Annotated in this window: 1 protein-coding gene; it reads right to left on the bottom strand. The window is 64.6% G+C overall.

Translation table 11 applies throughout. The annotated features are described in order from the left end of the window. On the bottom strand, positions 1 to 2,669 hold a 2,669-nt coding region (locus Q4P21_RS15760; RefSeq protein WP_303389671.1), incomplete at its 3' end, for a DNA translocase FtsK. Positions 2,670 to 2,694 lie beyond the last annotated feature (25 nt).

The following is a 2,694-nucleotide window of genomic DNA, read 5'->3' on the forward strand; positions in this document are numbered from 1 at the left end:
GCCGCCGCGGGACCGTCACCGCGGATGGCGGCAAGGGTTTCGGCCAAATCATCCGGCTTGACCAGCACGTCGCGTGCCTTGGAGCCTTCGGAGGGTCCCACCACGCCACGCGATTCGAGCAGGTCCATGAGCCTTCCAGCCTTGGCAAAGCCCACACGCAGTTTGCGCTGCAGCATGGAGGTGGAGCCGAACTGGGTTGTCACCACCAGCTCGGTGGCTTGCAACAACAGGTCAAGGTCGTCCCCGATGTCATCTTCGATAACCTTCTTGGGCGCTTCGACGGCAACGTCGGTGCGGTAGCTGGCAGCCAGCTGCCCCTTGACGTGGTCCACGACGGACTTGATTTCAGCTTCCGTCACCCAGGCACCCTGCACGCGGACGGGCTTGGACTTGCCCATGGGCAGGAACAGCGCATCTCCCTGGCCCAGCAGCTTCTCGGCGCCGGGCTGATCCAGCACCACGCGCGAGTCGGTGACGGAAGACGTGGCGAAGGCCATGCGGGAGGGCACGTTGGCCTTGATCAGGCCGGTCACCACGTCCACTGAAGGACGCTGGGTCGCCAGCACCAGGTGGATTCCGGCGGCGCGGGCCAGCTGGGTGATGCGGACAATGGAATCTTCCACGTCACGCGGTGCCACCATCATCAAGTCGGCCAGCTCGTCCACAATGACCAAAAGGTAAGGATAGGGCTTGATCACACGCTTGGAGTCGACCGGCGGGTGCACGGTTCCGGCCTTCACGGCCTTGTTGAACTCGTCGATGTGCTTGAAGCCGAAGTTCGCCAGATCGTCGTAGCGTGTGTCCATTTCACGCACCACCCACTGCAGTGCCTCGGCGGCTTTCTTCGGGTTCGTGATGATGGGCGTAATCAGGTGCGGCACACCTTCATAGGCGGTCAATTCCACGCGCTTGGGGTCCACCATGACCATGCGCACCTCGTCGGGTGTGGCGCGCATCAGGATCGAAACAATCATGGAGTTCACAAAGGAGGACTTGCCTGCACCGGTGGCACCAGCCACCAGAAGGTGCGGCATCTTGGCCAGGTTGGCCACCACGAAGCCGCCCTCGACGTCCTTGCCCACACCCATGACCATGGGGTGTTCGGTGCGCCGGGCGTTGGCCGAACGAAGCACATCGCCGAGGACAACAATTTCCTTGTCGGCGTTGGGAATCTCAATGCCAATGGCGCTCTTGCCCGGGATGGGGCTCAGGATGCGCACATCCGAGGAAGCCACGGCGTAGGAAATGTTCTTGCTCAGCGCCGTCACGCGCTCCACCTTGGTGCCCGGGGCAAGCTCAATCTCGTAACGCGTCACAGTCGGCCCGCGGCTGAATCCGGTAACGGCGGCGTCCACGTTGAACTGGTTCAGCGTGTCCGTCAGGGCCGCCACCACCGTGTCATTGGCGGCCGTGGCGTCCTTGCCGGGAGGTCCCGCGGGCAGGAAGTCGGAGGCCGGCAGCGTGTACGTGACATCTCCGGAGAGCTGGAGCTGCTCGGAGCGGGCGGGGATGGGTGCCGGGGGTGCCATGGGCGGGGCCGGAATGGCGCGGGCCACGACCACATCGATGTCGTTGCCAGCGGTGCGTGCTGGGCTGGCGGAGACAATACCAATGGCCTCGGTAACAGCGTCACCTTCCTGGCCCTGCTGCACATCAAAGACATCGGCAGATGTCGGCAGCCCCTGACGGGCCTTGATCTTGTCTGCAGCCAACTGGTCCCTGGTGGGGCGCTTGACGCCGGGACGCAGCGAAGGCTTGTCCGACGGCGGTTCCTGGCTGCCGCCGTCGTCCCCCTCGATGAGCGGGGTGGCGAAGGCACCGGCCGTGACGTCGTCGTCCGTCTCCTCCTGGGCTGGCTTTTGCCGTCCGCGCGGCACACGTGGCTTCTTGGCCCGGGCGTCGCTGCCGTACAGGTAGCTCTGGTCATGGCCGTCGACGACTGGCGCTGATTCGGGGGCACCCATCAACTTTTCATAGATGCCATGCAAGCGGGCCGGAATATGGCGTACGGGGGTGTTGCTGAGGACAAGCACGCTGGTAAAGGCGAGCAGGGAGTAGAAGACCAGGGCCGCCACAGGGCTCAAGTTGGCGATCGGGGCCCCGGCCAGCATGCCGATCATGCCACCGGCCACCCGGACACCGTCGAAGCCTTCGGCCAAGCTCGGACTGCCGCCAGCCACATGCGCAATGGCACAGCCGGCCACCGTCATGATGAAGAAGCCCAGGGCCGTGCGGTTGTTGCTGGCCATGTTGGTGGGCTGGCGGAAAACAAGGACGGAAAAAATCAGGAACATGGGCGGCAGCATCACCGCGAACCAGCCAAAAGTGCCTTCCAAGACCCCTTCCACTGCACCCGCCACGGGGCCTTGCAGCCCCCACCATTCGAAAGTGGCAATGACAATGGCCACCACAATGAACAGCAGGCCCGCACCGTCGCGGCGGTCCTGCGCAGGGATGGCGCTCTTGTCGGTGCCCATCCGTCGAATGGCGCCGCCAATCAAGTGGCCCAGGCCCTGCCAAAAGGCAACCACCATGCGCACGGGCCACACCAAATGGGCCTGCGGCTCCGGCGGTGTGCTGCGCGGCATCTTCGTGGTCTTTGGAGCGCGCGACGAAGCGCCACCCTTCTGACCGGCGGATGTTCGGGCGGGGGTAGAACGAGTCGCCATGGTTCCACGGTACCCGCCTCTGCCC

The sequence above is a fragment of the Arthrobacter sp. genome (assembly GCF_030540645.1).
GTDB lineage: Bacteria > Actinomycetota > Actinomycetes > Actinomycetales > Micrococcaceae > Specibacter.